This window comes from Pantoea sp. UBA4549 (assembly GCF_002387285.1).
Taxonomy (GTDB): Bacteria; Pseudomonadota; Gammaproteobacteria; order Enterobacterales; family Enterobacteriaceae; genus Pantoea; species Pantoea borealis.
Genome location: NZ_DGLH01000018.1, coordinates 183875 through 208837, shown reverse-complemented (window position 1 = coordinate 208837; position 24963 = coordinate 183875). Strand labels below are relative to the sequence as shown.

At 56.5% G+C, this 24963-nt stretch carries 19 protein-coding genes and 3 tRNA genes; 18 read left to right on the top strand and 4 right to left on the bottom strand.

Going from position 1 to position 24963, the window contains the following annotated elements; all coding sequences use genetic code 11:
- Positions 1 to 127: 127 nt before the first annotated feature.
- Positions 128 to 1066: a malate dehydrogenase gene (mdh, locus tag B3041_RS16720; RefSeq protein WP_065648080.1), complete on the top strand. Its 939-nt coding sequence runs from the start codon at positions 128 to 130 to the stop codon at positions 1064 to 1066.
- Positions 1067 to 1113: 47 nt separating this feature from the next.
- Here the strand turns inward: mdh and mscM are convergent, their stop codons facing one another.
- The 3 genes from mscM to rsgA all read right to left on the bottom strand — a co-directional run bounded on the left by mscM (position 1114) and on the right by rsgA (position 6513).
- The gene (gene mscM / locus B3041_RS16715) at positions 1114 to 4455 is read right to left on the bottom strand and encodes a miniconductance mechanosensitive channel MscM (protein WP_292977363.1); all 3342 of its coding nucleotides are present in this window, start codon (positions 4453 to 4455) and stop codon (positions 1114 to 1116) included.
- A 16-nt stretch (positions 4456 to 4471) separates the two neighbouring features.
- A complete protein-coding gene (gene asd, locus B3041_RS16710) occupies positions 4472 to 5368 on the bottom strand; it encodes an archaetidylserine decarboxylase (protein WP_292977361.1) in 897 nt (298 codons plus the stop codon).
- Positions 5369 to 5463: 95 nt separating this feature from the next.
- Positions 5464 to 6513: a small ribosomal subunit biogenesis GTPase RsgA gene (rsgA, locus tag B3041_RS16705; protein WP_292977359.1), complete on the bottom strand. Its 1050-nt coding sequence runs from the start codon at positions 6511 to 6513 to the stop codon at positions 5464 to 5466.
- A 102-nt stretch (positions 6514 to 6615) separates the two neighbouring features.
- On the opposite strand from rsgA, the gene orn reads away from it, so the two are divergent.
- The 4 genes from orn to B3041_RS16685 all read left to right on the top strand — a co-directional run bounded on the left by orn (position 6616) and on the right by B3041_RS16685 (position 7712).
- Positions 6616 to 7164, top strand: coding sequence for an oligoribonuclease (gene orn / locus B3041_RS16700; protein WP_065648084.1), 549 nt, complete (start codon positions 6616 to 6618; stop codon positions 7162 to 7164).
- A 217-nt stretch (positions 7165 to 7381) separates the two neighbouring features.
- Positions 7382 to 7457 (top strand) — tRNA-Gly (locus B3041_RS16695).
- A gap of 78 nt (positions 7458 to 7535) precedes the next feature.
- Positions 7536 to 7611 (top strand) — tRNA-Gly (locus B3041_RS16690).
- A 25-nt stretch (positions 7612 to 7636) separates the two neighbouring features.
- Positions 7637 to 7712, top strand: a tRNA-Gly gene (locus B3041_RS16685).
- A 425-nt stretch (positions 7713 to 8137) separates the two neighbouring features.
- On the opposite strand, the gene queG is transcribed toward B3041_RS16685, so the two are convergent.
- The gene (gene queG, locus B3041_RS16680) at positions 8138 to 9277 is read right to left on the bottom strand and encodes a tRNA epoxyqueuosine(34) reductase QueG (protein WP_292977357.1); all 1140 of its coding nucleotides are present in this window, start codon (positions 9275 to 9277) and stop codon (positions 8138 to 8140) included.
- Between queG and nnr the strand changes: the two genes are divergently transcribed.
- The 13 genes from nnr (at position 9276) to rnr (ending at position 24855) form a co-directional block, all read left to right on the top strand.
- Positions 9276 to 10793 (top strand): bifunctional ADP-dependent NAD(P)H-hydrate dehydratase/NAD(P)H-hydrate epimerase, encoded by a 1518-nt coding sequence (nnr, locus tag B3041_RS16675; RefSeq protein ID WP_292977355.1) that lies wholly within the window; start codon positions 9276 to 9278, stop codon positions 10791 to 10793. The genes queG and nnr overlap by 2 nt on opposite strands.
- 3 nt (positions 10794 to 10796) lie before the next feature.
- The gene (gene tsaE / locus B3041_RS16670; RefSeq protein WP_292977353.1) at positions 10797 to 11270 is read left to right on the top strand and encodes a tRNA (adenosine(37)-N6)-threonylcarbamoyltransferase complex ATPase subunit type 1 TsaE; all 474 of its coding nucleotides are present in this window, start codon (positions 10797 to 10799) and stop codon (positions 11268 to 11270) included.
- Positions 11267 to 12928: an N-acetylmuramoyl-L-alanine amidase AmiB gene (gene amiB, locus B3041_RS16665; protein ID WP_292977351.1), complete on the top strand. Its 1662-nt coding sequence runs from the start codon at positions 11267 to 11269 to the stop codon at positions 12926 to 12928. Before tsaE ends, amiB begins: the two co-directional genes overlap by 4 nt.
- Positions 12929 to 12972: 44 nt before the next feature.
- Positions 12973 to 14877 (top strand): DNA mismatch repair endonuclease MutL, encoded by a 1905-nt coding sequence (gene mutL, locus B3041_RS16660; protein WP_292977349.1) that lies wholly within the window; start codon positions 12973 to 12975, stop codon positions 14875 to 14877.
- Positions 14870 to 15820, top strand: coding sequence for a tRNA (adenosine(37)-N6)-dimethylallyltransferase MiaA (gene miaA / locus B3041_RS16655; RefSeq protein ID WP_292977347.1), 951 nt, complete (start codon positions 14870 to 14872; stop codon positions 15818 to 15820). The genes mutL and miaA overlap by 8 nt, the downstream gene beginning before the upstream one ends.
- Before the next feature lie 100 nt (positions 15821 to 15920).
- Complete coding sequence (hfq, locus tag B3041_RS16650) at positions 15921 to 16235, top strand: RNA chaperone Hfq (RefSeq protein WP_039380637.1); 315 nt, start codon at positions 15921 to 15923, stop codon at positions 16233 to 16235.
- Positions 16236 to 16315: 80 nt separating this feature from the next.
- Entirely contained in the window at positions 16316 to 17596 is a 1281-nt protein-coding gene (gene hflX / locus B3041_RS16645; RefSeq protein WP_065648090.1) for a ribosome rescue GTPase HflX, read from the top strand.
- Positions 17597 to 17813: 217 nt separating this feature from the next.
- Positions 17814 to 19049 carry an FtsH protease activity modulator HflK gene (hflK, locus tag B3041_RS16640; RefSeq protein WP_065648091.1) on the top strand — a complete coding sequence of 412 codons (1236 nt, stop codon included), beginning with the start codon at positions 17814 to 17816 and terminating at the stop codon, positions 19047 to 19049.
- 3 nt (positions 19050 to 19052) lie between these two features.
- Positions 19053 to 20057, top strand: coding sequence for a protease modulator HflC (gene hflC, locus B3041_RS16635; RefSeq protein WP_039380630.1), 1005 nt, complete (start codon positions 19053 to 19055; stop codon positions 20055 to 20057).
- Between the two features lie 56 nt (positions 20058 to 20113).
- Positions 20114 to 20314 (top strand): DUF2065 domain-containing protein, encoded by a 201-nt coding sequence (locus tag B3041_RS16630; RefSeq protein WP_065648092.1) that lies wholly within the window; start codon positions 20114 to 20116, stop codon positions 20312 to 20314.
- A gap of 165 nt (positions 20315 to 20479) precedes the next feature.
- The gene (locus tag B3041_RS16625; RefSeq protein WP_065648093.1) at positions 20480 to 21778 is read left to right on the top strand and encodes an adenylosuccinate synthase; all 1299 of its coding nucleotides are present in this window, start codon (positions 20480 to 20482) and stop codon (positions 21776 to 21778) included.
- A gap of 194 nt (positions 21779 to 21972) precedes the next feature.
- A complete protein-coding gene (nsrR, locus tag B3041_RS16620; protein ID WP_292977342.1) occupies positions 21973 to 22416 on the top strand; it encodes a nitric oxide-sensing transcriptional repressor NsrR in 444 nt (147 codons plus the stop codon).
- A 15-nt stretch (positions 22417 to 22431) separates the two neighbouring features.
- Complete coding sequence (gene rnr / locus B3041_RS16615; RefSeq protein WP_292977340.1) at positions 22432 to 24855, top strand: ribonuclease R; 2424 nt, start codon at positions 22432 to 22434, stop codon at positions 24853 to 24855.
- Positions 24856 to 24963 lie beyond the last annotated feature (108 nt).

Here is a 24963-nt window from a genome sequence, read left to right as displayed (position 1 = left end):
TCGGAAGCGGATAGTAACATGCTGCCTGTGCGCGGCGGCAATGTCGCTATCGCCTGAGATGTTGACTAAACTCGTAAGCTGATGGATTTCTGGCATATCTTTGCCCCATCTTAATAAGGAGTTCAGGATGAAAGTTGCCGTTCTCGGAGCCGCTGGCGGTATTGGCCAGGCGCTGGCTCTGCTGCTCAAAACGCAGTTACCCGCGGGTTCCGCCCTCTCTCTCTATGACATTGCACCGGTTACGCCTGGCGTAGCGGTCGATCTCAGCCATATCCCTACTGCTGTAACCGTTGAGGGTTTCAGCGGTGAAGATGCTACCCCTGCCTTAAAGGGGGCCGATGTGGTCCTGATTTCTGCCGGGGTAGCGCGTAAACCCGGCATGGATCGCGCCGATCTGTTTAACGTTAATGCGGGCATTGTCCGCAACCTGATTGCGCAGGTAGCCAGCACGGCACCAACCGCGCTGATTGGTGTGATCACGAATCCGGTTAATACCACGGTGGCAATCGCCGCAGAGGTGCTGAAAAAAGCCGGCGTTTACGATAAAAACCGGCTGTTTGGCGTCTCCACGCTGGATGTCATTCGCGCTAATACCTTTGTCGCTGCGCTCAAAGGTAAACAGCCAGATGAAGTCGACGTGCCGGTGGTGGGGGGCCACTCCGGCGTGACCATTCTGCCACTGCTGTCGCAGGTGCCAGGCGTCAGTTTCAGCGAGCAGGAGATTGCCGATCTTACCAGGCGAATTCAGAACGCCGGCACCGAAGTGGTGGAAGCAAAAGCGGGTGGCGGGTCGGCTACCCTCTCAATGGGACAGGCCGCCGCACGCTTTGGTCTGTCGCTGATCCGTGCGCTGCAGGGTGAAGCAAACGTGGTTGAATGCGCCTATGTCGAAGGCGACGGTGAATATGCGCGCTTCTTCTCTCAGCCGCTGCTGTTAGGGAAAAACGGGATTGCTGAACGCCGCCCGCTGGGCACGCTGAGTGAGTTTGAGCAGCAGGCGCTAAACGGTATGCTGGAGACGCTGAAAAAAGACATTGCGCAGGGTGAAGAGTTTGTGAAGCAGTAAATGCTTTGACGCAGTGCGAAACGCCCGGCGTCTGCCGGGCGTTTTTGTTACAGTCCGCCAGACCTGAAGGTCTGGGTGGCCGCCGTGCCATTGCCGGCAGGCGTTTTGCGTCCCAGCGTTTCCATACGCACCTGGAAAGGCGGGAAGGGCATTTCAATGTTATGTTCTGCAAAGCCCCGCAGGATCAGCTGATGCAGCTCATGTCGCAGCGGCATACGATGTCCCATCTCTGCCGCATGCACGCGCAGCTCAAACAGCTGAATACCCTGCTGCAGATCCACCAGGTAGACTTCCGGCGGCGGCATATCCAGCACGTAGGTGCAGCGCTCAGCCGCCTGTTTCAGTATGGTCGTGGCTTCTTCACTGTTGACGCGCGCCGGTGCCGGGATGGTCAGCACCACACGCGTAACGGAATCGGACAACGACCAGTTCACAAACTGCTCGGTGATAAACGCTTTATTGGGCACGATAATCTCTTTCCGGTCCCAGTCGGTAATGGTCGTGGCACGGGTGTTAATACGCGTAATGCTGCCGGTGAGATCGCGGATGGTTACGGTATCGCCAATACGAATTGGTTTTTCAAACAGGATAATCAGGCCAGAGATAAAGTTGGCAAAAATTTCCTGCAGGCCAAATCCCAGTCCCAGACCCAGTGCAGCCACCAGCCACTGCAGCTTTGACCACTCCACGCCAATCATCGAGAAGCCAATCAGGCCGCCCATCAGCATCAGCGCATATTTGGTCAGCGTTGTAATGGCGTAGCCGGTACCGGGAGCCAGGCTGAGATGCTGCAGCAGCGCCAGCTCCAGCAGCGCCGGCATATTGCGGACCAGCTGCGTGGTGATAATCAGCACCAGAATAGCGATGAGCACCGCACCCAGCGTGATAGGCTGCACGCTCTCAACACCCTGAACGGTGGTACTGGCATCCCAGAGCGGAATGTTATCGAGAAAACTAAACGCAGAGTGGATTTCCGACCAGAGCAGGATCACCGATACCAGCGCAATCAGCGTCAGGATGGAACGCACCAGTCGCAGCGACTGCGCACTGATGGCATCAAGGTCGATCACCGGCTCATCAATTTCAATCGTGTCAGTATTGGTCGCGCTCTGCTGCTCTTTTTCCTCTTCACTGCGTGCGCGGTTGGCCAGCATATCGGCACGACGCTGGCGGGCACGATCAAACGCAATGCGCCGGCGCTGAATCAGCATCCAGCGGCGAATAATATGATAAATCACCAGCAGGAAGAACCAGATACAGACTGAGGTTTCCAGACGTGCCAGCAGCGCCTGGGCGGTTGCCAGATAGCCAATGCAGGAGGCGAAGGCGGCCACCAGCGGGATGGCGATCATCAGGTTCCACAGGACGCGGTTAACAAAATTGTCACCGTTGCCTTCTTTATCAAGATACAGCGGAATGCCGGCGCGCTTCAGGCTGACAGTAACAATGCTTAGCGCGCCGCAGATCAGAACAAAGCAGAGCCGGCCCAGCGTCGCGGAAAACTGCGGATCTTCCAGATTGCCAAAGGCGATCAGCAGCATAATCAGCGGTACAATCAGCCCCACGGTCAGCGAATAGTAGCGCATGGCGCGCGCCACCCGCGTCTGCGGCCAGCGAAAGTGCACGACAAACAGGCCGTCGTGACGGGCAAAAGCGGCGCTGATCATAAACGCCCACAGCAGCGGCAGCGTGGCGGTGATGCCATCGCCTATTGCCACGGCGAACGGGTAGGGCCACGCATGCTGCAGGCCATAGCCCAGTGCCGCCCAGAGCACCGGCAACGGCAGCGCCACCAGAATGGACCAGAATACCGTACGCAGCGTCAGGCTAAAGCGATCCTGTGTCACTTTGCCCACGCGGCTGGCAGCACGCGCCATAAACGCGTTGTAGTGACGGCGTGAGCTGATGCTGAAACCCACCAGCAGCACCGCGCCCATAATCGGCAGCACCGTTTCGCGACTGGTAAACATCATGGCCAGCGCTTTACCCATCTGGCCCAGCGTATCCAGCGACAGCAGACGGGTGAGTGCGCTCGCAACTTCCAGTGGATATTTCAGGCCAACCGGACTGACATCCGCTGTCCAGAAGAGGTAACGATGCGTCGCTTCTTTGACTTCGCTGAGCGCATCCTGCAGCTGCGTGTTTGATACCCTGAGTTTGGTGATCTCCAGAATCAGCGTATCGCAGCCGGAGATCAGCGAATTAAGCAGTTCACGCTGCGTGCGCAGCTGCGCGTCCAGAATCCGGTTCTGCTCACTGGTGTAAGGCGTGCCATCATCCTGCTTCTCTTTACGTAAAGCCTGCTGACGCTCCAGCAGTGACTCATAGTGCAGCCGCTGCACCCGCAGCTCGCCCATTTCGCTATCGATCTGCTGCGCTTTTGGCATATCGGGCAGACGGGCCACCTGCGCGCGCAGGGCTTCACCCAGCAAATTAGAGGCGCCCAGCCACTGTGACTGCTCGCGCAGCGTACTCAGCGCCTGGCGCACCTGCAGCGTCTGATTAGTCGCCAGACGCTGCTGAGAGGCGACCAGATCCATACGCTGCGCCTGCTGATTCAGATCTGCAGAGAGCTGACGATTGATACGCAGCTGCTCGCTAATGGCAGGCGGCAGATCGCCGCTGTTTTCCGCCAGCTGTTCCGTACGCTCCAGCGCCAGTTCCGCCTCACGCTGACGCTGGTTATTCAGCTGGCTGCGCAGCGCCTGCAGATAGTTATCGAGCTGCGTGGCTTTCCGCTGATGCACTTCTGCCCGCATGCGGGCCAGCTCCTGACGGTTATTGGCAGAGAGCTGCGCCAGTTCCAGCTCATCCACCCGGGCTTTACTCGCTGCGCTTTCCGCCTGGCGGGCGTAAATCTGCGCCTGGGCAAGGGGTGACGCTGACACGGTGTTGGAAACCCCCTGCGCGCGGCGCTCATTTTCAGTCATGGCACGGCGCGCATCGGTCTGCTGCTGCGGCAGCTGCGCCAGTGAGTCGCTGATTTCACGCGCGCGGTCCTGCTCCTGCTGCGCCTGCCGTCCCTCTTCCAGCAGCTGGCTGCTGACCTGGAGTATCTCCTGATCCAGTTCCGCATTGCTCATATTGCTGCGTACGGGTTTGCTGGTCTCATTCAGCGCGGCGATCTGCTGGCGCAGTTCGCGTGCCAGCCGGGGAAAATCGTCGATCACCTGCTGATACTGTTTCGCCCGCTCCAGTGAATCGCTGCGTTCAGAGAGAAAATTGATGGCCGCTTCCAGCGCCTGCACCTGTTCAGTTTGCGCAGGACTGTTTTTAGCGGATTTCGCCTCATCCAGTTCCTGCTGCAGCTGCGTGGTGGAGGGAAGGGAGGCGGCATAGAGAGGGCTGCTGAGCGCGAGGCTCAGCAGCAGGACAAGAAAGGCGCGCACGGGAGCAGGTCTCTGATTAGTGAGTCAGCGGGGCGCTGTCGCCAGACTGCGGCAGTGCAATAGCCAGCGGCTGGCCGAGACGGGTTTTGCTTTCCGCCTCCAGGCTTTCCGCCAGTTTTACCCGGTCAGGCGCAAACAGGTTGATCACGGTTGAGCCAAGTTTGAAACGGCCCATCTCCTGACCTTTTAGCAGCACGACCGCACCATCATGTTCAGCAGACGGATAGCGCCAGCGTTTGATCACGCCTTCACGCGGCGGCGTTACGGTCCCTGCCCAGACAGTTTCAATACTGCCGACGATAGTGGCGCCCACCAGAATCTGTACCATCGGGCCGTGATCGGTATCAAATACGCAGATAACGCGTTCATTACGGGCAAACAGATTAGGGATATTGCGCGCCGTGAGCGGGTTAACGGAGTACAGATCGCCCGGCACGTAGATCATTTCACGCAGGATACCGTTACAGGGCATATGCACCCGGTGGTAGTCGCGCGGAGCAAGATAAGTGGTGACAAACTCACCATCAATAAATTTCTCTGCCAGCGCGTCGTTGCCTGCCAGCAGCGCCTGCAGCGTATAGTAGTGTCCTTTCGCCTGAAAAATCTGATCGCCGGTGATACGGCCCAGCTGGCTGATCGCGCCATCACACGGCAGCGCCAGCAGCGAAGCGTCGGGATCGACAGGGCGGGCACCCTCTTTCAGCGGGCGGACAAAGAAGTCGTTGAATGTGCGATAGCTGCCGGTATGCGGCTTACTGGCTTCCGCCATATCAACTTTATAGAACCAGACGAAAGCATCAATGACCGCTTTGGTCAGCCAGCCACCGCGGCGACTGGCGCCCCAGCCGGCGAGTTCGGTCAGCGCCTTCTTGGGCAGAATATGATTCAGGCCGAGTTTAAAACGATCAAACACCGTTGCCTCCTGGCTTAATACCTGTGGTTTACGTAAAAAAGGGGGGCGGATTGTAGCAGCGCCCCGGTGAGTTAGCGACTATGTCGTTTTACCGATCAATCTTCATCGGCAGAAAAGTTTTTACGCGTTTTTACCTGCGCCATACTCTCCAGAATACGGTGGTAATTATCAAAGCGCGATGCGTTAATCAGGCCATTTTCTACCGCTTCGCGGATTGCGCAGCCGGGATCGGTATCGTGCTTGCAGTCGCGGAACTTACAGCTGCCGAGAAATTCACGAAATTCCACAAACCCGCGGGTAACCTGTTCCGGCTCAAGATGCCACAGGCCAAACTCACGCACGCCGGGCGAGTCAATCACATCGCCGCCGTGCGGGCAGTGATAAAGACGGGAGGCGGTCGTGGTGTGCTGTCCCAGGCCGGACACATCTGAGACATCATTGGTCAAAATCTCGCTGCCGGCGACGTCCAGCCCCAGCAGCCGGTTCAGCAGGCTCGACTTACCCACGCCTGACTGGCCGGCAAAAATACTGACGCGCCCGGTCAGTGCCGCTTCCAGATCTTTCAGACCATCCTGTGCGTAGCTGGAGACCATCAGCACGCGATAGCCAATATGGCGATAGATATCCATCTGTTCATCAACAAACGCGCGCGCGTCACTATCCAGCAGATCGATCTTATTGAGGACCAGTAATGGCTCAATACCCAGCGTTTCGCTGGCGACCAGATAACGGTCGATAATATTTAAAGAGAGCTCCGGCAGAATAGCTGACACGATCATGATCTGATCGATATTGGCCGCGATAGGCTTTACGCCGTCGTAAAAATCTGGCCGGGTCAGCACGGTTTTACGCTCGTGTACCGCTTCAACGATCCCTTTACCGCCATTTTCGTTCGCTGCGCGCCACACCACGCGATCGCCGGTAACCAGCGAGCGGATAGTGCGGCGGATATTACAGCGATGCACTTCACCCGCCTGGTCTTCGACATCTGCGTGCATGCCAAAGCGGCTGATCACCACACCCTCAGACGCATCGCCAAACAGGCTGTCATCAGGCTCCGGTTTTTCACTCCGTTGCTGCAGACGACGCTGATGGTTTGCGCTTACGCGACGTTGTTGACCCTTCGACAGTTTATTTTTGCTCACGCATCCTCTCACGCTTTCGCCAGGCTTCGCCCCGCTGGGCAAAACGTCTATGATACACCTTAACGCGGTCGAATGACGACACTGGTAACGGATGGAAAATAGATGACAGCTGGAAACGAAAATAACCTGATCTGGATCGACCTTGAAATGACCGGACTCGATCCGGTACGCGATCGCATTATTGAGATCGCGACTATCGTCACGGACGCAAACTTAAACATTCTTGCAGAGGGGCCGGTGCTGGCGGTGCATCAGTCTGATGAGCAGCTGGCCCTGATGGATGAGTGGAATGTGCGTACTCATACCGGCAGCGGTCTGGTAGAGCGGGTCAAAGCGAGTCAGCATAACGATCGCGCGGCTGAGCAGGCCACGCTGGCGTTTCTTCAGCAGTGGGTACCTGCTAATACCTCACCTATTTGCGGCAACAGCATCGGCCAGGATCGCCGCTTTCTGTTTAATTATATGCCGGAGCTGGAAGCTTACTTCCATTACCGCTATCTGGATGTCAGCACCCTGAAAGAGCTGGCGCGGCGCTGGAAGCCACAGATTCTGCCAGGCTTTAAAAAAGCGGGTACACACCAGGCGCTGGATGATATTCGCGAGTCGATTGCGGAACTGGCGTACTATCGCGAGCACTTTTTACAGCTGTAACGGCCTGAAATGCGCAGTAAAGCATCATTTTGTCGATTAAATCAGCAAACGCGCTGAAAGCGCAAAATTTTGCGATAAGAGGCTTGCGGCAAAAACGAATTCTCGTATAATGCGCACCCCGTACCGATGAAGAATTTCGTGTGGTGCGCAGCAGTAAAGTATCAGCGTTTATCCCCAGCGTGCAGGTTGCGCCGGTTCAGATAATCGCAATAATGATGCGGGAATAGCTCAGTTGGTAGAGCACGACCTTGCCAAGGTCGGGGTCGCGAGTTCGAGTCTCGTTTCCCGCTCCAGATTTAAAGATGTAGTCAGATACCAATATCAGATGTTTTGCTTTGCCGCGTAGCAGCAGGGTGAATATCAACGATAATGCGGGAATAGCTCAGTTGGTAGAGCACGACCTTGCCAAGGTCGGGGTCGCGAGTTCGAGTCTCGTTTCCCGCTCCAGAATCTGTTTTGTAGTAACCTCTTTGCGGGAATAGCTCAGTTGGTAGAGCACGACCTTGCCAAGGTCGGGGTCGCGAGTTCGAGTCTCGTTTCCCGCTCCAGTTTTCTTATTCACGATTGTTTCCTGCCTGCGGGCGCTATCAGACATTAAGCACTGCGTTTGTTCCTTTTGCAGCCTGCGTTGTTCTGATCATTACACACGCTGTGTCAGCGTCGATATTGCCGATGGTTTGCTGCATACCGCTGCAAGTTATCCACAATTTGCCCGCGCCTGAAAGGCGGCGTTATACCCACTATGCAAAACCCTTTTGAACAGAGTTATCCACAAGCTCTGGCTCGACCCCTGCGCGTTATCTGGTGAATATAAGTTTACAAATGCTGTATAAGTGTTTGTTTAACATAGCTAAATTAGTATTTCATTATGTTAATGAGCGCTATAGACCACAGGCGCCCCCACGTCACTGTTTTTATGAAAAAATCTTATGCACAGCGTGTGGACAAACCTGTGTGCAGCAGGAGCGCTCAATCATGCATCACGCGTCAGGCCCTTTTCCACGGCGCGTACTAAACGCAGCGTTTTCGCAGGCTGTACCTCAATAACCTCCGCTGCGCGCTTCTGCTGCTGCTGATCCAGTGCCCAGTCAATATGCTCATCCAGCAACGGATGCTCGCCACGCCGCTGTTGCAGCGCTGCTACGCATTCGGCTGACCAGGGCGCATTACCCAGCGCCACGGCAATATTGCGCAGCCAGCGCAGATGACCAATTCGCCGAATTGCTGAACCTTCCGTTACGCGAAGAAAGCGCGCCTCATCCCAGCCAAACAGCGCCGTCAGCTCTGGTGCATGCAGCACCGCACGCGGTGAAAAGTCCGCTTCATCCGTCAGCTGACTGTAGCGATTCCAGGGACAGATCAGCTGACAGTCATCACAGCCATAAATACGGTTGCCGATCAGCGGACGAAACGCTTCAGGGATCGCACCTTCCAGCTCAATGGTGAGATAAGAGATACAGCGCCGCGCATCCACGACATAAGGTTCCACAATGGCACCGGTCGGACAGATTGTCAGGCAGGCGACGCAGCGGCCACACTGCTCCTCCTGGGGAACATCAACCGGCAGCGGCAGATCGATCAACAGTTCCCCGAGGAAAAACCATGAGCCTGCTTCGCGATTCAGGATCAGCGAATGTTTTCCGGTCCAGCCAAGTCCCGCTTTCGCTGCCAGCTGGCGCTCCATCACGGGAGCAGAATCCACAAACGGGCGAAAATTGAGTTCGCTGCAGTGTGACTGGATCATTTCTCCGAGCTTTTTCAGGCGATTGCGTAATACTTTGTGATAGTCGCGACCCAGCGCATAGCGGCTGACGTAGCCAAGCTGAGGATTTTTCAGGGTCCGGGCAAAAGCCGCTTTTGCGGGCAGATAGTTCATGCGGACGCTGATCACCCGCAGCGTGCCGGGCAGCAGTTCATGCGGACGCGCACGCATCATGCCGTGGCGCGCCATCCATGCCATCTCACCGTGATACTGCTTGTCCAGCCACGCCTGAAGCTTTGGCTCTTCGGCACGTAAATCGGTATCACAGATGCCAACCTGCTGAAAGCCGAGATCGCGCCCCCACTGTTTAATCTGTTGAGCAAGCTGTTGAAGATCGAGAGGATATGACATGAGAAACCAGGCAGTTGATGCAAACGCACGCAGTTTACCACACTCTGTCTGGCCTGCGCAGGCCATGGCGCAGCTGGAGCAGGAGGCAGCTGACAGCCTGGGAGTGACGTTGTATGAACTGATGCAGCGCGCCGGTCAGGCGAGCTTTACGCTGGCGCGTCAGAGCTGGCCTGAGGCAAAACACTGGCTGATCCTGTGCGGCCATGGCAACAACGGCGGTGATGGCTACGTCATTGCGCGACTGGCTCAGGCAGCGGGCATTGCAGTCACGCTGCTGGCGTGTGAAGGCAGCAGGCCGTTGCCTGACGAAGCACGACAGGCGCGCGAAGCCTGGCTGGAGGCGGGTGGCGAGATCCATGCTGCAGACAGCGTATGGCCGGAGCCGGTCGATTTGATTGTGGACGCGCTGCTGGGCACCGGCCTCAGCCGTGCGCCTGCGGCACCGTATACAACATTGATTGAGGCGATCAATCAGCATACCGCGCCGGTACTGGCTATTGATGCGCCATCCGGCTTGCTGGCGACAACCGGTGTCACGCCGGGTGTGGCGGTCGTCGCCAGTCGCACACTGAGTATGATCGCGCTGAAGCCGGGTCTGCTGACGGGGAAAGCACGCGATCATGTTGGTGAGCTGCACTGCGATACGCTGGGCCTTGATGCCTGGCTCAGCGGGCAACAGGCGCCTGTCCGGCGCTATGCAGCGGAGCATCTGACGCACTGGCTTAAACCGCGTAAAGCAACCTCACATAAAGGCGATCACGGGCAGCTGCTGATTATTGGCGGCGACAGCGGAACCGCTGGCGCGATCCGTATGACCGGTGAGGCGGCACTACGCAGCGGCGCCGGACTGGTACGCGTGCTGACGCAGGCTGATAATATCGGGCCGCTTATTACCGCGCGCCCTGAGCTGATGGTTGATGCATTTACGCCTGAAAAACTGCACAACGCGCTGGCGTGGGCGGATGTCGTGGCGATTGGACCGGGCATGGGACAGCGCGACTGGGCACAGCAGGCGCTGCAGCAGGTTGCTGCCAGTGAAAAGCCGATGCTTTGGGATGCAGATGCGCTTAACCTGCTGGCAATCAATCCCGATAACCGTCAGAATCGCATCATTACGCCGCATCCCGGCGAAGCGGCCCGGCTGCTGGGGGTGAAAACCAGTGAAATTGAGCACGATCGCCTGCAGGCCGCGCAGACGCTGGCACGGCGCTATGGCGGGGTAGTGGTCCTGAAAGGCGCCGGGACGGTCATTGCCAGTGCCGCAGGAGACGTCGCGATTGCTGATGTGGGTAACGCCGGTATGGCATCGGGCGGCATGGGCGATACGCTGAGCGGTATCATTGCAGCACTGCTGGGCCAGCAGCTTTCGCTATTTGAAGCAGCCTGTGCGGGCTGCGTGGTACACGGCGCAGCGGCAGATGCAGTTGCCCGCCATCACGGAACGCGCGGTATGTTAGCCACTGATTTGTTTGAACAACTGTGGCAGTTTGTTAATCCAGAGATGATGCAACAATAACGCATGAAAACCTGTGTAATTTCTTTGCCCGATGAGGCGGCAACCCTGAAACTGGGTGCGCAACTGGCCCGCGTTTGCAGCAGCGCGGCCGTCATTTATCTGTACGGTGACCTGGGAGCAGGTAAAACGACGTTCAGCCGCGGCTTTCTGCAGGCGCTCGGTCATCAGGGCAATGTTAAAAGCCCGACCTATACGCTGGTTGAACCCTATGAGATAGGAACACGCACCCTCTATCATTTTGATCTCTATCGCCTGGCCGATCCGGAAGAGCTGGAATTTATGGGTATCCGCGACTATTTCAGCGGTGAGGCACTCTGTCTGATTGAATGGCCGCAGCAGGGCGCAGGCTTTCTGCCCGAGCCCGATCTGTCGCTGACGCTGCGTTACGCAGAAACGGGCCGCGAAGCAGAAATCACTGCGGTTTCCGCCAGGGGTGCCGCGCTGCTTGATCAGATGCAGCAGGGAGATCCGGCATGAGAGCACGGATAAAAAGCATCGTGCTGGCCGTGCTCTGCCTGTTTTCCGCTACGTCATTTGCCGCCACGCTTTCAGATATCAAAGTTGAGAACGGCTCGAATCAGGCGACAGTGACGCTCAGCTTCAACGGCCAGCCGGTCTACGGTTTTTTCCCGCTGCATAACCCTAACCGTGTAGTGCTGGATATTCGTCAGAGCGGCACCATAAAAGGATTGCCGCTGAGCTTCAGCGGTGAAAATATCGTTCAGCGCATTCGCAACAGCCAGCCCAAAGATGCTCAAAGCATCCGGCTGGTATTTGATCTTAACCAGACGACCAAAACCCGCGCGGCGACACAGCGTGACGGGAATAACTATCGTGTAGTGTTTACGCTGCGCGGCACGCAGCCGGTGAACCGCAGCAGTGCCGCAGCCGCACCGGTTACCGCTGCGCGCCAGAGCGCCAGCGTCGCCAGCAGCCAGGGCAATCCGTTTGACGGGAATCCGGTCACTTCAGTGACCAACAGCAACACCACAACACGCCCGGGCGGAGCGGTTACCCTGAACGACGCGGTGATTGTGGCGATTGACGCCGGCCATGGCGGACAGGATCCGGGCGCGATGGGGCAGCGCGGCCTGCGGGAAAAAAACGTCACTATCGCCATTGCACGCAAGCTTAAAGCGCTACTGGATCGGGACCCGATGTTTAAACCGGTGCTGACGCGCAACGGTGATTACTTTATCTCGGTCATGGGGCGCTCAGAGGTTGCCCGTAAAGAGAACGCCAATTTGCTGGTGTCGATCCACGCCGATGCGGCGCCAAACCATTCGGCAACGGGCGCTTCTGTCTGGGTTTTGTCGAACCGGCGTGCCAATAACGAAATGGCAAACTGGCTGGAGCAGAAAGAGAAACAGTCTGAGCTGCTGGGCGGGGCGGGCGATCTGCTGGCGAACAGTCAGGCCGATCCCTATCTCAGCCAGGCCGTGCTGGACCTGCAGTTCGGGCATTCGCAGCGCGTTGGCTATGACGTAGCGGTCAAAGTTCTGCAGCAGTTACGCGGCATTACGCCGCTGCATAAACGGCTGCCGGAGCACGCCAGCCTTGGCGTGTTGCGTTCACCTGATATTCCATCTTTACTGGTTGAAACCGGCTTTATCAGTAACGCCGGGGAGGAGCGGCTGCTTGGCAGCAGTGCGTACCAGGAAAAAATTGCACAGGCGATCCATAAAGGCCTGCGCAGTTATTTCCTCGCACATCCGTTACAGTCCGTCCCAAAGCAGGAAAACCGGCCGCTGGACAGCGTGCCAGCGGTTAGCGTCGCCAGCAATCCGGCCAGCGGAACCGTACAGTATACGGGCGTGACGCAGCGCCATACGGTAACGCGCGGCGAAACGTTGTCAGGTATCGCCGCGAAGTATGGGGTCAGCATGGCAACGCTGCGCGAGCTTAATAAGCTGAAGCGCGACGTGGTCTGGGTGGGGCAGCGCCTGAAAGTACCAGCCGGCAGTCGCGTCAGCACCACGGCTGCACGTCCGGCGCGCCACAAGGTGGTACGCGGTGATTCACTGACGGCTATTGCCGTGCGTTACGGCGTAAGCCCGAAAGCGATCATGCAGGCCAATAATATGAAGTCAGACAATGTGATGCTGGGGCAAAATTTAAAAATTCCTCAATCCTGATCGCTGGCCTCCGGGCCAGCAAGCGACATACAAGGATCACCACCATGCCTATACAAATTTTACCACCGCAGCTGGCAAACCAGATTGCCGCGGGCGAAGTGGTTGAGCGTCCGGCATCGGTTGTAAAAGAGCTGGTGGAGAACAGCCTTGATGCCGGCGCAACGCGTATTGATATTGATATTGAAAAAGGCGGAGCCCGGCTTATTCGCATCCGCGATAACGGCTGCGGTATTCCCAAAGCTGAGCTGGCGATGGCGCTGGCACGCCACGCCACCAGTAAGATTGCGTCGCTGGACGATCTGGAAGCGATCGCCAGCCTTGGCTTTCGCGGCGAAGCGCTGGCCAGCATCAGCTCGGTTTCTCGCCTGACGCTGACCTCACGCACGGCCGATCAGCAGGAAGCGTGGCAGGCTTACGCCGAAGGGCGTGACATGCAGGTCACCGTTAAGCCGGCGGCCCATCCGGTGGGCACCTCGCTGGAGGTGCTGGATCTGTTCTACAATACGCCGGCCCGGCGTAAATTTATGCGCACGGAAAAAACGGAGTTTACCCATATTGATGAGGTGATCCGTCGCATTGCGCTGGCGCGTTTTGATGTCGCCATTTCGCTGACGCACAACGGTAAACTGGTGCGTCAGTACCGCGGCGTGTCGCAGACGTCGCAGCAGGAAAGACGTCTGGGGGCGATCTGCGGTACGGCATTTATGCAGCATGCGCTGCGCATTGACTGGCAGCATGACGATCTCGCGCTGCGCGGCTGGGTAGCCGATCCGGCTGGCGCACGGCAAATCCCCGATTTGCAATATTGCTATGTTAACGGCCGTATGATGCGCGACAAGCTGATCAATCATGCTATCCGACAGGCCTGGCAGGCCCAGGGTGGCGACGATCAGCAGCCTGCCTATGTACTCTACCTGGAGATCGACCCGCATCAGGTTGATGTCAACGTTCATCCCGCCAAGCATGAAGTGCGTTTTCACCAGTCACGGCTGGTGCATGACTTTATCTGGCAGGGCGTGATGAGCGTGCTGCAGGCGAGCCGCAGTCCGGCGCTGCCGGACGTTGCTGCAAAAGAGCCCGCTGCACAGTGGCAGCCAGAGAACCGGCAGGCTGCCGGCGGCAACCATTTTGCTCAGCCCGCTGCTGCACCGCACCGTCCTGATGATAACGCCGCCGCCAGCCGTCGCGACAGTGCTCCCGCCCGCAGCGGAAGCGCAGGCGCAGGCGCAGGCTGGCAGCATAAAGAGCCTGCGTACCGCGCCCGTGAGGGGGCCGCCTATCAGCAGCTGCTGAAAACGCCATCCGGACCAGCACCGGCACCGGCACCAGCTGCACCACAGACGACGCGTCAGACCACGCATCAGGCCACGCCCGAGACACCGCTGGCAGCACATGCACAGAGCTTTGGCCGCGTGCTCAGCGTCGTACGCGAACGCTATGCGCTGCTGGAGCGCGGCCCGGCACTGCAGCTGCTCTCGCTGCCTGTCGCATCGCGCTGGCTAAAACAGGCGCAGCTTCAGCCAGGAGAAGAAGGTCTTAAGCCGCAACCGCTGCTGATACCGGTACGGCTGAAAATTGCCGCCAGCGAGCAGGAGGTCATTACCACCCGGGCGGCGCTGCTGCAGCAGATGGGCATAGATTTACAACGGGATGGGCAGCACGTCACCCTGCGCGCGGTGCCTTTACCGTTAAGAACACAAAATTTACAAATCTTGATTCCAGAACTGTTAGGCTACCTGGCCCGGCAGCAAGAGGTATCTGCGTCCATACTGGCCCAATGGCTGGCACGTCGTGAGGATGCAGAGGAGCCACACTGGAATCACTCGCAGGCGATTGCGCTACTGGCGGAGCTGGAGCGGCTCTGTCCGCAGCTGCTGAAATCGCCGCCTTCAGGTCTGTTACAGACGTTAGAGATTGAGAGCGCGATTAACGCGTTGAAGCATGAGTGAACTAAACCAGGCTGGCCGGCCAAAGGCGATTTTTTTGATGGGGCCAACCGCCTCCGGCAAAACTGCACTGGCGATTGCATTGCGCCAGCAGCTGCCGGTAGAGCTGATTAGCGTTGACTCCGCCCTGATCTATCGCGGGATGGATATAGGAACGGCAAAACCTTCGGCTGAAGAGCAGGCGCTGGCTCCTCACCGTCTGCTTGACATACGCGATCCGGCAGAGAGTTATTCTGCCGCTGAATTTCGTCGCGATGCGCTCGCTGAAATGGCGGAGATTACCCGGGAAGGTAAAATTCCGCTGCTTGTTGGTGGAACCATGCTCTATTTTAAAGCGTTGCTTGAAGGATTGTCGCCGCTGCCCCCGGCCGATCCACAAGTACGTCAGCAAATAGAGCAAACGGCGGCTGAACAGGGGTGGGAAACCCTGCACCGCCAGCTGTGTGAAATCGATCCGGTCGCCGGCAGTCGTATTCATCCGAATGATCCGCAGAGACTTTCGCGAGCACTGGAAGTTTTTTTTATTTCGGGTAAAACTTTAACGGAACTGACAAAAACGTCCGGTGAAGCGCTACCCTACGATGTGCACCAGTTTGCGATCGCTCCGGCGCATCGTGAAATGCTGCACCAGCGCATTGCATTGCGTTACGACCAGATGTTAGCGTCAGGCTTTGAGGCGGAGGCTCGCGCCCTTTTTGCGCGAGGTGATTTGCATACGGACATGCCTTCCATTCGTTGTGTCGGTTATCGCCAGATGTGGTCTTATCTTTCAGGTGAAATCAGTTACGACGATATGGTTTATCGGGGAATTTGCGCCACCCGGCAGTTAGCCAAGCGCCAGATGACCTGGTTACGAGGCTGGGAGGGTGTGCACTGGTTAGACAGTGATGCGCCTGAAACAGCCCGCGACACGGTACTTCAGGTAGTTAGTGCTAAGCAGGGCTGATTGTGTACAATTGATCGGTTAGCGTGCGCAAATTTTTACGTAGTTTTTCTGAACCACGGTTCTTAAGTAACAAACAACAAGCATATAAGGAAAAGATAGAATGGCTAAGGGGCAATCATTACAAGACCCGTTTCTGAACGCACTGCGTCGTGAACGTGTTCCGGTTTCGATTTATCTGGTGAACGGCATTAAGCTGCAGGGACAAATTGAGTCTTTCGATCAGTTCGTTATTTTACTGAAAAACACAGTGAGCCAGATGGTGTATAAGCACGCCATCTCTACCGTGGTTCCTTCGCGTCCGGTTTCGCATCACAGTAATAATGCGGGCGGCGGCGGTAGCAGTAACTACCACCACGGCGGAAGCAATCAGAGCGCTCAATCGCAGCCACAACAAGACGGTGATAGCGCAGAGTAAGTTTGCGTAGCCGTAAAGCCAGGGCCGGGGAGCAATCAGGTTTTCCCGTCCTGGTTATTTTATTTTAGCGAGGTTATAGCTTGTTTGACCGTTATGATGCCGGTGAGCAGGCCGTACTGGTACACATCTGGTTCTCCCAAGACAAAGAGCTGGAAGATTTGCAGGAGTTTGAAACTCTTGTCTCTTCTGCGGGCGTCGATGCACTGCAGGTCATTACCGGCAGTCGTAAAGCGCCACATCCCAAATATTTTGTCGGTGAAGGAAAGGCAGTTGAAATTGCCGATGCGGTAAAAGCGAGTGGAGCATCGGTCGTATTATTCGATCATGCCTTATCTCCTGCTCAGGAACGTAATCTCGAGCGTCTGTGCGAATGTCGTGTTATCGATCGCACCGGCTTAATTCTCGACATCTTTGCGCAGCGCGCCCGTACCCATGAAGGGAAATTACAGGTCGAGCTGGCGCAGCTACGCCATCTGGCCACCCGCCTGGTGCGCGGCTGGACACACCTTGAACGTCAGAAAGGCGGCATCGGACTACGTGGACCCGGTGAAACTCAGCTGGAAACTGACCGGCGCTTGCTGCGCGGTCGCATCAGTCAGATCCTGTCGCGGCTTGAGCGCGTTGAAAAGCAGCGTGAACAGGGACGTCAGGCGCGTGCCAAAGCTGATGTGCCAACTGTCTCGCTGGTGGGTTACACCAACGCCGGAAAATCCACCCTGTTTAACGCGATAACGTCTGCCAATGTGTATGCGGCGGATCAGCTGTTTGCCACGCTTGATCCGACCCTGCGCCGTCTCAACGTCGCCGACGTTGGCGAAGTGGTGCTGGCAGACACCGTAGGGTTTATTCGCCATCTTCCGCACGATCTGGTTGCGGCGTTTAAAGCAACGCTGCAGGAGACCCGACAGGCAACACTGCTGCTGCACGTGATCGATGCCGCTGATTTGCGCGTCACCGACAACATTGATGCTGTGAATGAAGTGCTGGCTGAGATTGAGGCGGATGAGATCCCGTCGCTGCTGGTCATGAACAAAATCGATATGCTGGATGGGTTTGAACCGCGTATCGACCGCGATGAAGAGCAGCGCCCGACGCGCGTGTGGCTCTCTGCGCAGAACGGCGTCGGTCTGGAGCTGTTGTGGCAGGCGCTCTCAGAACGACTGGCAGGTGAGATTGCGCAGTATGAACTGCGATTGCCGCCTGAAGCAGGACGCCTGCGCAGCCGCTTTTACCAGCTGCAGGCGATTGAGAAAGAGTGGAATGAAGAAGATGGCAGTACGGGTTTGCAGGTGCGTATGCCAATTGTTGACTGGCATCGCTTATGCAAACAGGAGCCGTTGCTAACCAGTTATATTGTTTGATATTGCCCAAACGCCTTTATCTGACACATGAGAATGATGCTGTAAGTATGATTGCAGGTTGTAAGCGCCGGAACACGGTTTTGCGGGCGCAACAACCACTGCGCGACTGACCGGATGCTTACCTCTGTAGCGGTCCGGCGACGGGCAGGCAGTTTACCGCACGGCAGCAGGCGACGTGAAAGGTAAAACACGTAAATACAATAAATGGAGTAGAAACATGGCGTGGAATCAGCCCGGAAATAACGGACAGGACCGCGACCCGTGGGGAAGCAGCAATAATCAAGGCGGCAACTCTGGGGGGAATAAAGGAGGGCGCGAGCAGGGGCCTCCCGATCTGGATGATATCTTCCGTAAACTGAGTAAAAAACTCGGCGGACTGGGCGGTGGCAAACAGAACGATAACGGTCAGCGCAGCGGCGGTAGCGGTGGCAAACTGGTTGGCATTGTAGGCGCAGCCGTAGTGATTATCTGGGCGGCCAGCGGGTTCTACACGATCAAAGAAGCTGAGCGCGGCGTTGTTACCCGCTTTGGCAAATTCAGTCATCTGGTTGAGCCTGGCCTCAACTGGAAACCGACATTTATCGATAACGTACGCGCCGTTAACGTTGAAGCGGTTCGTGAGCTGGCTGCATCAGGCGTCATGCTGACATCAGATGAAAACGTGGTACGCGTTGAGATGAACGTCCAGTATCGCGTAACTGATCCGGAGCGCTATCTCTATGCAGTGACCAGCGCGGATGACAGTCTGCGTCAGGCCACTGACAGCGCGCTGCGTGGCGTGATTGGTCGCTCCACCATGGATCGCATTCTGACCGAAGGGCGTACCGTGGTGCGCAGCGATACACAGCGTGAGATTGACGAGACGATTCGCCCCTACAATATGGGGATCACTCTGCTCGACGTAAACTTCCAGGCGGCGCGTCCACCGGAAGAGGTAAAAGCCGCGTTTGACGATGCGATTGCCGCACGTGAAAACCGTGAGCAGTATGTGCGTGAGGCAGAAGCCTACGCTAACGAAGTGCAGCCGCGTGCCAACGGTCAGGCGCAGCGTATTCTTGAAGAAGCGCGAGCGTATAAAGAGCGTACCGTACTGGAAGCGCAGGGTGAGGTTGCCCGTTTTGCGCGTCTGCTGCCGGAGTATAAGGCGGCCCCGCAAATTACCAAAGAGCGTCTCTATATCGAAACCATGGAACGCGTGCTGAGTCATACGCGTAAAGTGCTGGTTAACGATCGTGGCAACAACCTGATGGTACTGCCGCTGGATCAACTGCTGCGCAACGGCCAGTCAGGCAGCCAGAGCGGTCAGAACAACACTAACCTGATGAAATTGCCTTCATCGCCAGGCAACAGTGCCGATCGTAACGGTAACTCATCTTATAGTCCGGACAGCATCATGGACCAGCGTCGCGCAAATGCGCTGCGCAACGATAGCCAGCGTGAAGGGAGGGAGTAACCGATGCGTAAGCCAATCATCGCCGTAATTATCGTAGTGCTGGTGGTGCTGTACGCGTCACTGTTTGTTGTGCAGGAAGGCCAGCGCGGTATTGTGCTGCGTTTTGGTAAAGTCCTGCGTGACGACGAGAATAAGCCACAGGTTTATTCGCCGGGTCTGCACTTTAAAATCCCATTTATTGAAACCGTGAAATCGCTGGATGCGCGCATCCAGACCATGGATAACCAGGCCGATCGCTTTGTCACCAAAGAGAAGAAAGATCTGATCGTCGACTCTTATATCAAGTGGCGTATCAGCGACTTCAGCCGCTACTACCTGGCAACAGGCGGTGGCGATATTTCTCAGGCTGAAGTACTGCTAAAACGTAAGTTCAGCGACCGCCTGCGTTCAGAAATGGGCCGCCTGGATGTAAAAGATATTGTGACCGATTCGCGTGGCCGTCTGACCACTGACGTACGTGATGCGCTGAACACGGGCAGCGCGGGCAACGATGATGAAGTACAGACGCCGGCAGCGGATGATGCAATCGCCAGTGCTGCCGCGCGCGTTGAGCGTGAAACCAACAGCAGCGAGCCTGCGCCAAATCCAAACAGTATGGCGGCGCTGGGTATTCAGGTTGTCGATGTGCGCATCAAGCAGATTAACCTGCCAACTGAAGTCTCTGACGCTATCTACAACCGCATGCGCGCCGAGCGTGAAGCGGTCGCCCGTAGCCAGCGTTCACAGGGTCAGGAAGAGGCAGAAAAACTGCGTGCACAGGCTGATTATCAGGTAACCCGTACGCTGGCTGAAGCCCAGCGTCAGGCGCTGATATCGCGCGGTGAAGGGGATGGTGAAGCCGCCAAGCTGTTTGCCGATGCTTTCAGCCAAGATCCCGATTTCTACGCATTCATTCGCAGTCTGCGGGCGTATGAAAACAGCTTTGCTGATAATCAGGATGTCATGGTGCTGAGCCCGGATAGCGATTTCTTCCGCTATATGAAAGCACCGACTAACGTTTCACGATAAAAGTTGCTATAAAGCCGGGGCCGACACTGATGTCGGCCCTTTTTTTTGGGTAACGTATGAATTCAACTATCTGGATGGCGCTTGCGCTGGTGCTGATACTGGAAGGCGTGGGGCCGATGTTAATGCCGCGACTCTGGCGGCGTATGATACTTTCTCTGACGCAGCTGCCTGACCGCCTGCTGCATCGTTTTGGCGGTGGACTGGTGGTGGCGGGCGTGGTGATTTACTGCCTGTTCAGCCAGCACATGCAGGGCTAAGAATGCCGCTTGCCGGGTAAATTGTGTCTGTAAGGCTGCGCTTCCCCAACATGTTGTGAGCTGAACAAAACGCAGACAAAAAACAGCGCAAACGTGTGCTAAAAGTGCTGAAACTGTGAAAAACCGATGGTAGAATCCATTTTTAAGCAATCGGTGATTTTAGAAATGGGTAAGAACGTCGTCGTACTGGGCACCCAATGGGGTGACGAAGGTAAAGGTAAAATCGTAGACCTTCTGACTGAACGCGCTAATTATGTGGTGCGTTACCAGGGTGGCCACAATGCAGGCCATACACTTGTCATCAACGGTGAAAAAACCGTCCTCCACTTAATTCCTTCTGGCATCCTGCGTGAAAATGTTACCAGCATCATCGGTAATGGGGTGGTATTGTCACCTGAAGCGCTGATGAAAGAGATGAACGGTCTGGAAGCGCGCGGTGTGCCGGTACGTGAACGTCTGCTGATTTCTGAAGCCTGTCCGCTGATTCTGCAATACCACGTTGCAATGGATCTGGCGCGTGAAAAAGCGCGTGGTGCCAAAGCGATCGGTACAACGGGCCGCGGAATCGGACCTGCCTATGAAGATAAAGTCGCGCGTCGCGGTCTGCGGGTCAGCGACCTGTTCAACAAAGAAACCTTTGCGGTTAAGCTGAAAGAGATTGTTGATTTCTACAATTTCCAGCTGGTGAACTACTACAAAACAGATGCCGTTGACTACGAAAAAGTGCTGAGCGACGTGATGGCCGTAGCGGACATCCTGACCAGCATGGTGGTTGATGTATCCGATCTGCTGGACGGCGCGCGTAAGCGTGGCGATCTGATCATGTTTGAAGGTGCGCAGGGTACGCTGCTGGATATCGATCACGGCACTTATCCCTATGTAACCTCTTCTAACACCACCGCAGGCGGCGTGGCAACCGGCTCCGGTATCGGTCCGCGCTATGTCGACTACGTGCTGGGTATCGTAAAAGCTTACTCTACCCGTGTCGGAGCTGGCCCGTTCCCGACCGAGCTGTTTGATGAGACCGGTGAGTTTCTCTGCAAGCAGGGCAATGAGTTTGGTGCGACTACCGGCCGTCGCCGTCGTACCGGCTGGCTTGATGCGGTTGCCGTCCGCCGTGCCGTACAGATTAACTCGCTTTCCGGCTTCTGCATGACCAAACTGGACGTGCTGGATGGCCTGAAAGAAGTTAAAATCTGTGTGGGCTACCGTATGCCGGATGGGCGTGAAATGACGACTACGCCGCTGGCAGCCGAAGGCTGGGAAGGTATCGAACCGATTTACGAAACCCTGCCTGGCTGGAGTGAAACCACTTTTGGTGTTAAAACCGTAGAGGGTCTGCCACAGGCTGCACGTGATTACATCAAACGTGTTGAAGAAGTAACCGGTGTGCCGGTTGATATTATCTCAACGGGCCCGGACCGTAGTGAGACCATGATTCTGCGCGATCCATTCGACGCATAATCTTCTCAGGCCGGACATGCTCCGGCCTCTGTTTATCCGCTGTTTGCTTCCGCTCACTCTGTTTTTTCCTGCTCAGGACCACACGGGCATGAAAAAAGCGCTCCGGGTTTTTCCGCACTGGTTTATCATCATTGTTAATCGAAGCGCACGACTGGCGCTAAAACTAAAAAATCTGATGGTTTACTGAGGTATATGTGCAGCTAACAAGTTTTACCGATTATGGTCTGCGCGCACTGATTTACATGGCTACGCTGCCCGAGGGCAGGCAGACTAACATTACTGAAGTCACCGATACTTACGGCGTATCGCGTAACCATATGGTAAAAATCATCAATCAACTGAGCCGGGCCGGCTTTGTAGCTGCTACACGCGGCAAAAACGGCGGAATTCGTTTAGGTATGGACCCGGAAATAATTATTATTGGCGATGTTGTCAGAAAGATGGAGCCGCTGCAGTTAGTCAATTGCGCAACCTGCGCCATCACGCCAGCCTGTCGCTTACGTAAAGCGCTCAGTGACGCTGTGCAGTTATTTTTGCAGGAGCTGGATAACTATACGCTGGCCGATCTGGTAAGAAACAACGATTCGCTCTACCACATCCTATTGTCCGAACCGCCGGTGGCAATCCACTCCAAATGACATCGGAGGAACCTAATGTCAAAAGATCCTTTTCAGGACAGAGAAGCTGAAAAATACGATAACCCGATCCCCAGCCGCGAATTTATTCTCGGGCTGCTGGAGCAGCGGGAAAAACCAGCCAGCCGCGAAGAGATTGCGGGGGCATTAAATATCACCAGTGAAGAGCAGCTGGAGGCGCTGCGCCGTCGTCTGCGTGCAATGGAACGCGACGGCCAGCTGGTCTTTACCCGTCGTCAGTGTTATGCGCTGCCGGAACGCCTCGACCTGCTGCGCGGTAAAGTCATCGGCCACCGTGACGGCTACGGCTTTTTACGCGCTGAGGGGCAGAAAGATGACTTCTATCTGTCCGCTGAGCAGATGAAATTTTGCCTGCATGGCGACGTGATCCTGGCGCAGCCAGGCGGGGCAGACCGTAAAGGTCGCCGCGAAGCACGCGTGGTGCGGGTCCTTGAACCGCGTAACAGCCAGATTGTCGGCCGCTATTTTACCGATGCCGGCACGGGCTTCGTGGTACCGGACGATAGCCGTCTGAGCTTTGATATTCTTATTCCGCAGGACGCCACGCTTGATGCCCGGATGGGCTCCGTTGTCGTGGTAGAGATTGTGCAGCGCGCCACGCGCCGCACCAAAGCTATCGGTAAAATCACCGAGATCCTCGGCGACAATATGGGCACCGGGCTGGCGGTTGATATGGCGCTGCGCACGCATGAAATTCCGCACACCTGGCCGGAAGAAGTCGAAAAAGAGATCGCAAAGCTGAAAGAAGACGTGCCGGAAGCGGCGAAGCAGGGGCGTGTCGACCTGCGTCAGCTGCCGCTGGTCACCATTGATGGTGAAGACGCCCGCGACTTTGATGATGCAGTCTACTGCGAGAAAAAACGCGGCGGAGGCTGGCGCCTCTGGGTGGCAATCGCTGACGTGAGCTACTACGTGCGGCCGGGTACGGCGCTGGATGATGAAGCCCATCAGCGCGGTACTTCAGTCTACTTCCCGTCTCAGGTTGTGCCGATGCTGCCGGAGATCCTCTCTAATGGCCTCTGCTCGCTGAATCCGCAGGTGGACCGCCTCTGCATGGTCTGCGAGATGACCATCTCTGCCAGCGGTAAACTGACCGGCTATAAGCATTATGAAGCGGTGATGAACTCGCACGCGCGTCTGACGTATAACAAAGTCTGGAATATCCTGCAGGGCAATCCTGAGCTGCGTGAGCAGTATGCGGCGCAGGTAAGACATCTGGAAGAGCTGTACTGCATGTATGAGGTGCTGGAAACCGCACGCGAGCAGCGCGGTGGCATCTCATTTGAAACCGAAGAAGCGAAATTTATCTTCAACGCTGAGCGCCGTATCGAGCGCGTTGAGCGCACGGTGCGTAACGACGCACATAAGCTGATTGAAGAGTGCATGATCCTCGCTAACATCGCGTCTGCCCGCTTTGTGGAGAAACACCAGGAGCCGGCGCTGTTCCGCGATCACGATCGTCCGAGCGAAGACAGCATCACCAGTTTCCGTACCGTCCTGAGCGAGCTGGGACTCAGCCTGCCGGGCGGCGCAAAACCGCAGCCTGTGGATTACGCCGAACTGCTGGATCAGATAGCCGATCGTCCGGATGCTGAGATGCTGCAGACCATGCTGCTGCGCTCCATGAAACAGGCGGTGTACGATCCGGAAAACCGCGGGCACTTTGGTCTGGCACTGGCTTCTTACGCCCACTTTACATCGCCTATCCGCCGCTACCCCGATCTGCTGCTGCACCGCGCGATTAAATATCTGCTGGCAAAAGAGCAGGGCATGGAAAACGGGATCACTACGGCAACCGGCGGCTATCACTATGATATGCAGCAGATGCTGCAGCTGGGTCAGCACTGCTCATTGGCCGAGCGCCGCGCTGATGAAGCGACACGCGATGTTGCTGACTGGCTGAAGTGCGACTTTATGCAGGATCAGGTTGGCAACGTGTTCAGCGGCGTGATCTCCAGCGTGACCGGCTTCGGCTTCTTTGTGCGTCTGAGCGACCTGTTCATTGATGGCCTCGTGCATGTCTCTACGCTGGATAACGACTACTATCGCTTTGATGCCGTCGGGCAGCGTCTGATCGGTGAATCAGGCGGACGCACCTATCGTCTGGGTGATGCGGTGGAAGTGCGCGTGGAGGCGGTGCACATGGATGAGCGTAAAATCGATTTTGCCCTGATCTCCAGCAAGCGCGTGCCGCGTGGCGAAGGCAAAACCGCGCGGGAACGCGAGAAGCGCGGCGGCAAGCCGGCCACAAAGCGCCGTCGCGACGCGGGTAAAAAAGGTAACTTTGAACCGGATGCTGCTTTCCGTGGTGAAAAGAAACCGGCTGCTGCGCAGAAAAGTGAGAAAAAAGACAAAAAAGTCTCTGAAAAAACCCGTAAAATCGCCGCCGCCACGAAGGCTAAGCGGGCATCAAAGAAATAAAGCAGCGCAGCCTGATTGTCACCGGATTGTCCTGACGGGCAATCCGGGTACGATTTGCACGCTGTACCAGATGCGCCGCCGCGCGCATCCTGAACCCGGATCTCAGCG

What these genes read in the sequence shown, in the direction of transcription:
- mdh (WP_065648080.1), top strand. Translation starts at nt 128, where the DNA reads ATGAAAGTTGCCGTTCTCGGAGCCGCTGGCGGTATTGGCCAGGCGCTG.
- orn (WP_065648084.1), top strand. Translation starts at nt 6,616, where the DNA reads ATGACAGCTGGAAACGAAAATAACCTGATCTGGATCGACCTTGAAATG.
- nnr (WP_292977355.1), top strand. Translation starts at nt 9,276, where the DNA reads ATGAGAAACCAGGCAGTTGATGCAAACGCACGCAGTTTACCACACTCT.
- queG (WP_292977357.1), bottom strand. Translation starts at nt 9,277, where the DNA reads ATGTCATATCCTCTCGATCTTCAACAGCTTGCTCAACAGATTAAACAG.
- tsaE (WP_292977353.1), top strand. Translation starts at nt 10,797, where the DNA reads ATGAAAACCTGTGTAATTTCTTTGCCCGATGAGGCGGCAACCCTGAAA.
- amiB (WP_292977351.1), top strand. Translation starts at nt 11,267, where the DNA reads ATGAGAGCACGGATAAAAAGCATCGTGCTGGCCGTGCTCTGCCTGTTT.
- mutL (WP_292977349.1), top strand. Translation starts at nt 12,973, where the DNA reads ATGCCTATACAAATTTTACCACCGCAGCTGGCAAACCAGATTGCCGCG.
- miaA (WP_292977347.1), top strand. Translation starts at nt 14,870, where the DNA reads ATGAGTGAACTAAACCAGGCTGGCCGGCCAAAGGCGATTTTTTTGATG.
- hfq (WP_039380637.1), top strand. Translation starts at nt 15,921, where the DNA reads ATGGCTAAGGGGCAATCATTACAAGACCCGTTTCTGAACGCACTGCGT.
- hflK (WP_065648091.1), top strand. Translation starts at nt 17,814, where the DNA reads ATGGCGTGGAATCAGCCCGGAAATAACGGACAGGACCGCGACCCGTGG.
- hflC (WP_039380630.1), top strand. Translation starts at nt 19,053, where the DNA reads ATGCGTAAGCCAATCATCGCCGTAATTATCGTAGTGCTGGTGGTGCTG.
- B3041_RS16630 (WP_065648092.1), top strand. Translation starts at nt 20,114, where the DNA reads ATGAATTCAACTATCTGGATGGCGCTTGCGCTGGTGCTGATACTGGAA.
- B3041_RS16625 (WP_065648093.1), top strand. Translation starts at nt 20,480, where the DNA reads ATGGGTAAGAACGTCGTCGTACTGGGCACCCAATGGGGTGACGAAGGT.
- rnr (WP_292977340.1), top strand. Translation starts at nt 22,432, where the DNA reads ATGTCAAAAGATCCTTTTCAGGACAGAGAAGCTGAAAAATACGATAAC.